Below are 6,328 nucleotides of genomic sequence, written 5' to 3'. Positions count from 1 at the left end.
AAGCAACCAACTCAAGTACAAGCTGCTAAGAAGTCATCAAGTAGTTTGATTATTTATTTCTCAAAGACTGGTAATACTGCAAGAGCAGCACGTCAAATTCAAAAGGAGACTGGCGGTAAGTTATTAAGAATTACTCCTAAGAAAGCTTATCCTAATGACTACGATGCCACTACTCGAGTAGCACAAAACCAAATTCGTAGAAATATTCATCCAGCTATTAAGACCAAGTTGCCAAGTATTAAGAAATACAGACACATCTACATTGGTTATCCAACTTGGTGGGGTCAACCACCAATGATCATTCACACCTTGTTTGATCGTTACAACTTCAAAGGTAAGACAATTACCCCATTCACAACAAGTGCTGAATCACCAATGTCAAGTTCAATGCCTGTGATGCGTCGCTTAGCTAAGAAAGACAAGGCTAAGTTAACTAAAGGTTACAGATACACTTCAAACAGTGGTCTTCACAACTTCTTAGTTAGCATCGGTGCTGTTAAGAGAAGCAAGAAGGCTAAGAGCTCCAAGGCTCCAAGCCAAAACCAAACTCCAGCTACTAATGTAACTAATCCAACCCCAACCGACAGCAAGAGTTTGGTAGTTTACTTCTCAATGTCAGGTCAAACTCAAAGAGCAGCTGAAGAAATTCAAAGATTAACCAACTCAAACATCTTTAGAATTCAAGCAGCTGATCCTTACCCAACCACTTATGATAGTTATGCTCAACGTGGTGACAACGAACGTAGAAACAATATTCACCCCGCTATTAGAGGTACTATTCTTAACTGGGATCAATACTCAACCATCTACGTTGGTTTCCCAACCTGGTGGCAACAACCACCAATGATCATCCACACTTTGTTTGATCAATACAACTTTAGTGGAAAAACTATTGTTCCATTTACTACAAGCATGAGCACTCCAATGTCTGCATCAATGCCTTACATCCGTCAAATGGCAGCTCCATACAACGCAACTGTATTGAATGGATACAGATACACCGGCGACAATGCTGGATTAAGAACTTGGTTACAAGGTTTAAACTTGATTAAGTAGTATTATTATTCAAATGCGCGAGGCTAAATGGTCTAGCGCATTTTTTATTTTATTTAAAAAGGAGAAAAGAAAATGAAGTTAGAAAATAAAGTAGCATTAATTACTGGTGGCGGCTCAGGTATTGGTTTTGCTGACCCTGCAACTCAAGGCTCAGACAAGCCAGTATATTAATTACTCTATCCTCTATCCCTATTGAAAATCAGAAGCTTCTTGGCCTAAAATAATAATTGTAATGGGAGGATTATAGAATCGAGGCTTATCATGGAAAATTCAGATAAGAAACCTAAGAAATTGTCCTTCATTTCTATTTATTTCTTAGGGATTAACGCAGTAATTGGGTCAGGTACTTTCTTACTGCCAGCCAAGATTTATCATGAGATGAATCTAATGGCAATCGTGGTATTATTATTGACCGCCGTAGTTGTATCAATGATCGCTCTATGCTACGCAGACTTATCAAGCAGATTTAAAGGGTCTGGAGCAGCGTGGCTATATGCTTATCATGCTTTTGGCCGATTCACTGGATACGAATTAGGTGTTTTTACTTGGTTTTTAGGTTGTTGTACATTAGGGGCTGAAACTGTCGCATTACTAACTACGCTGAAGAGCTTTTGGCCAGTCTTAAATAATCAAACTATCTATTATTTACTAGCATTTGGGTTAATTATTTTATTCGCCATCATAAACTTCTTTGGTCGTTCATTAGTCAAACTAGTAAGCAATATTTCAGCAGCCGCAAAAATGATTACATTGTTTATCTTTATCATTGTAGGGGCATTCTTCATTCATCAAGGTAACTTCTCACCAATTATTCCAGTAGCAGCTACGAAAGGGGCTGGACCATTTTTGCAACACTTTGGTGCAGCATTTACTCCAATATTCTATTTGTTTACCGGCTTTTCATTTATTCCAATTGCGGCTCGTCAAATGAATAATCCTGAAAAGAATATTCCACGGGTTCTAATAGCCGTAATGGTTAGTGTCACTATTTTAGACTGCTTAATGATGTTTGTAGCTATTGGCCTTGTTGGTAGTAAATTAAGCACTTATTCAACACCATTAGCAAGTGCACTAGGAAATGGCGTTGGTAAGTGGGGCTACTCATTCATTATCGTAGGTATGCTTATCTCAATCTTTGGTGTTGCATTTTCTGCATCATTTAACGCTCCATCTTTGATTGCATCCCTCGCAAATGAACAAAAATTTTTACCTGCATGGGTTGGCAAAAAGAATAAACACGATGCACCATGGGTCGGCATCATTATGACAGCTATTTTAACTGGTGTATTTGTAACTCAATCATACTTATTCCTAGTATCATGTACCGTATTGGCTTCATTTATTCAGTATGTTCCATCAATCTTAGCTGTAATTAAATTCAAACACAGTAATGAATTTCCTAACCACGGATTTAAGTTACCTGGTAAGTATACTATTCCAATTATTGCTTTGATTGTCTCATGCTATATGGTTACTAACTTCACACCTGTAACTCTTTTAGTGGGAGTAGTTGTAGCAGCTATCGGTGCTGTATTATATATCTTCATGGACCGAGATCCTGCCATGGAAGAAATGGAAAAGCTGCACCAAGAGTTTTTGGATAAATTGAGGCATAATAAGATCAAGTTTTAACTTATTACAAAACTGTCGATAGATTTCGGCAGTTTTTTGTTTATTTTAAATCTAATTTACTAGCATCCATATGGCTTGAATTACATGAAAATATCAAAGAGGCATATAATATTGGAAGATATTAAATAAGAAAAGGGTAGATCAGAGACCGTAAAATAGTTTGTGTAGGAATGAATAATTCCTTAAATTAATTTCTTAAAACATTAGAAAAAGGAGTTCCTTTCTCGTATGATGAAACTGTTGTGGCAACTTATATTCCTAATTAAAAGTATCTATCATCGCATGAAAATTCTGATAATTACGTAAAGTGAAATTATCTAGATTCTTCTCAATCAAAGCTTTTGCTTTTTCATATGGCGGCACATTTTTTCAACCCAAACAGGCAAATAAACGGCGAGAATATGTATCAACCACAAATTCACCTTTGCGAAGGCCATACATCAAAATAACGTCTGCAGTTTCAGGGCCAATACCATGAATAGATAAAATTTCTTGGCGTAATTTATGTTTATTTTGTTCCTGAGCTAATTCTAAATCGCAATCAAAGTTGTCATTAAAATAGGTGGCAACATTCTTGATAGTTTGTGTTTTGCGAGTATAAAAACCAGCAGAAGCAATCATTTTGCTCAGTTCTTCATTTGTCATATTTAAAATATTTTGAGGTAAAAAGTCAGTAGCATAATAAAGAGAGGTGAGTGCTTTAGCTACATTTTTCCAGTTGATATTTTGAATTAAAATTGTCGACCAGATCACTTCCCAATCACTGCGTCCAGGCCACCAGCCAGTGGGATCCATATAATCATACATGATGTCGTAAAGTTGATTTAGGGTTATTTTCTCCATACTTATCACTCATTTTCTTATAAAGAATCTATATATTTAGTCTTACAAATCCAATTATAGTATTTCTTAAGAAATTATAAAAAAGAGACGCAGTGTCATTTTTTATACTGATATTGTGATATTATGAGCAATGTAATGAAACAAAGTTCGGGTACTTTGTAAAACAACTTTATATATTTGGAGGTCCTTTTATTGGAAATTATCAAAACTAAATCATTTAGGCTAGCAGCCATCATGACTTTGACTTGTTCTCTTGCTGGTATTCTTTTAGCCAAACTACCATACGCTAACTTAATTGGAGCTTTGGTATTAGCACTTTTATTAGGTATTCTTATGCAGTTTCTACCAGAGAGGACACGTCAAAAAGCTTCAGGTGGTATGGGCTTTATTTCAAATAAGTTCCTAAGATTAGGAATTATTTTGCTCGGCTTTAGACTTGATTTAGAAAAATTGGCAGCAGCAGGTATCAAAACCATCTTAGTTGCTGCACTTGCAGTTGCAGGTACTATTTCATTAACTTATTGGCTCAGCCGTAAATTCGGTGCAGAAGATGAATTAGCATTTCTCTCAGCATGCGGTTGTGGTGTCTGCGGTGCAGCAGCAGTAATGGGTGTTTCACCACAAATTACAGCTGCTGATGAAGCAAGAAAAAGAGAAAATGAAGTTTTAGCTGTTGCAGTTGTCTGTGTAATGGGAACAGTCTTCACTTTATTAGAAATTGGACTTAAGCCTGTCTTAGGTTTGACTGATTCTCAATTTGGTATTGTTGCTGGCGGTTCTTTACACGAAATTGCTCATGCAGTTGCTTCAGGTGGTGCATTTGGTAACATCAGTTTAGACAGTGCTTTAATTATGAAATTATCTCGTGTAATTCTTTTAGCACCTGTAGCATTAATTATCGGTTACTTATACCAACGTCGTTCAGCTAAAACAAATACAGGCAATGTTGAAAAAGCTCAAAAGAACGGTAAGTTACCAATTCCTTGGTTCTTAGGCGGTTTCATTTTAACTAGTGTTTTAGGTACTTACTTACCATTCTCAGCTAGCTTGTTAGATGCTTTAGTACAAGTAGCTTACATCTTCTTAGGAATGGCTATGGCTGCATTGGGTGTTTCTGTTAACTTTAAAGTTATCTTCAAACGTGGTGGTTCAGTATTTGGAGCAGCAGCAATCAGTTCAACCTGTTTATTGGTATTCATGATCATCATGAGTAAATTATTCTTCTAAAAGCACAAAAAAGAGATGACCCCTGTAGTCATCTCTTTTTTAACATCTCATATCTTTTAATTTACTCTCAACTCAACTTTTGTGTTAACGCAAACTGCATCAACATCTCCTCAAAAAATACAGTAATTATCACTTTCCAACAAAATATTGTACCAAAACAATTAACGATATAGAATGTTTTTTCAATCGGAAATATTCGAATCCGCATTTACATCTTTTTCATTATCATCAAAGAAACTTACCAAGCTATCGTAGTCGGGGTAGGGTTCTGGATAAACTTCTAGATAGTCTTTGATATTACGACAGTATTCACGATTTTCTTCCTTCACGCTACGGTGATAGATTTCCTCTATTTAGCCAATTTATATGCTACTTTCTTAGCCAAAATAACAGATTTATTTTTCACAGTATTTAAGTTTTTATCCAATTGAATTTTTTTATCTTTTTTATGATCAACTTTTATTCCATTTAAGTCTTGCATTAATTCCACTTTGGTACGATCGTCCATATAATTAGCACTTAAGATCTTTTTGACATCATTTTTATGTTTTTGTGAACTAATCGTTTTACCAACAACTAAACCAATGCCACAATAGAAGGCTGCTTTAACGATTTTTCTTACTAGCATAATAAACACCTCGTTCTTTGTTTATCTTATTTTTCTTTACTTTAATTATATTTCTTTCTACTGGCTTTTACTATTTAATATGTAGTATTGTAGTTTAAAGTTATACCAAATTAAGGAGTTGTTCAGATGGCACAATGGCCTAAATTATTTCCTCAACGAATTTTAGATCGAGGGGAAATTTATTTTGAAAATCAAATGGTACAAAACATTCAGTTAGCCACTGATCGAGAGCACTTCACAGCTCAAGTTCAAGGTGGCATAGGTCGATACTATAACGTTTCTGGACGTTTACGCCCAGACGGTCGAGCATCTGAATTAAAGTGTAATTGTCCTTGGGCTATGAAAGGCCATCGCTGCAAACACCAAGTAGCCGCATTAATGGCAGCAGAAGAAAAGCAAAATAATACAGACACACAAGCAGTTATGGATGGCGCTCAAGTCGACTTTAAGGATTTAATCTCTGATCAGATTAAACAAGCAATCATTCAAGCCAATTCTGCTATCGATCCTTTTGAAATTATCGGTCAAAGAACATTTAGTCAAGAATCTTATGATCATGCATTGCGGTTAATTGATACTTTACAGGAAATTAATTTCCGCAAAGTCGACGACAAAATGCGTGCTTACGAATATATCTGGAATTTTGAAAACGAAAAGGGTAATTGGCAAAATTTATATATTAAATTCACACGCTGGCAAATTCTAACTATCGACTTTGAGAATAGAACAGATATTAAAGATCAAGATACGATTACTATTTTTGCCTTACTTAAGTTTTTAAAAGAATATATTAAAGATGATCCTTTTGATGTAACCAATCAAGCGGCCAATCAGTTGTTAGATTTATATTCAGACAATGCTGCTAAAGTTAAAAGTCCTACTATTTTAAGAGCGCAAATTGACAATTATGGTAGAATGCCTCGATTAACCTTTAAGTTAGGA

General features: G+C 35.4%; 6 protein-coding genes and 1 pseudogene. 5 read left to right on the top strand and 2 right to left on the bottom strand.

The genetic code is table 11. The annotated features are described in order from the left end of the window. The 3 genes from WS44_RS08565 to WS44_RS08560 form a co-directional block, all read left to right on the top strand. On the top strand, nucleotides 1-1,056 hold a 1,056-nt coding region (locus WS44_RS08565; protein ID WP_288145727.1), incomplete at its 5' end, for a flavodoxin. Between the two features lie 72 nt (nucleotides 1,057-1,128). Continuing rightward, nucleotides 1,129-1,227, top strand: coding sequence for an SDR family oxidoreductase (locus tag WS44_RS10145; protein ID WP_014565878.1), 99 nt, complete (start codon nucleotides 1,129-1,131; stop codon nucleotides 1,225-1,227). Between the two features lie 90 nt (nucleotides 1,228-1,317). Beyond that, nucleotides 1,318-2,688 (top strand): APC family permease, encoded by a 1,371-nt coding sequence (locus tag WS44_RS08560; protein ID WP_013641967.1) that lies wholly within the window; start codon nucleotides 1,318-1,320, stop codon nucleotides 2,686-2,688. Between the two features lie 258 nt (nucleotides 2,689-2,946). Here the strand turns inward: WS44_RS08560 and WS44_RS08555 are convergent. Beyond that, nucleotides 2,947-3,531 (bottom strand): annotated as a pseudogene (locus WS44_RS08555) (endonuclease III). Between the two features lie 192 nt (nucleotides 3,532-3,723). Here WS44_RS08555 and WS44_RS08550 point away from each other — a divergent pair. Continuing rightward, nucleotides 3,724-4,758: a putative sulfate exporter family transporter gene (locus WS44_RS08550; protein ID WP_013641969.1), complete on the top strand. Its 1,035-nt coding sequence runs from the start codon at nucleotides 3,724-3,726 to the stop codon at nucleotides 4,756-4,758. A 349-nt stretch (nucleotides 4,759-5,107) separates the two neighbouring features. Here WS44_RS08550 and WS44_RS08545 read toward each other — a convergent pair whose 3' ends face one another. Beyond that, nucleotides 5,108-5,386, bottom strand: coding sequence for a hypothetical protein (locus WS44_RS08545; RefSeq protein ID WP_013641971.1), 279 nt, complete (start codon nucleotides 5,384-5,386; stop codon nucleotides 5,108-5,110). 126 nt (nucleotides 5,387-5,512) lie between these two features. Here WS44_RS08545 and WS44_RS08540 point away from each other — a divergent pair. Beyond that, nucleotides 5,513-6,328: SWIM zinc finger family protein (locus WS44_RS08540; RefSeq protein WP_046434032.1), on the top strand; the 816-nt coding region annotated here is incomplete at its 3' end.

This window comes from Lactobacillus sp. N54.MGS-719 (assembly GCF_000980505.1).
Classification (GTDB): Bacteria; Bacillota; Bacilli; order Lactobacillales; family Lactobacillaceae; genus Lactobacillus; species Lactobacillus amylovorus.
This window is presented reverse-complemented; position numbering and strand designations above follow the sequence as displayed.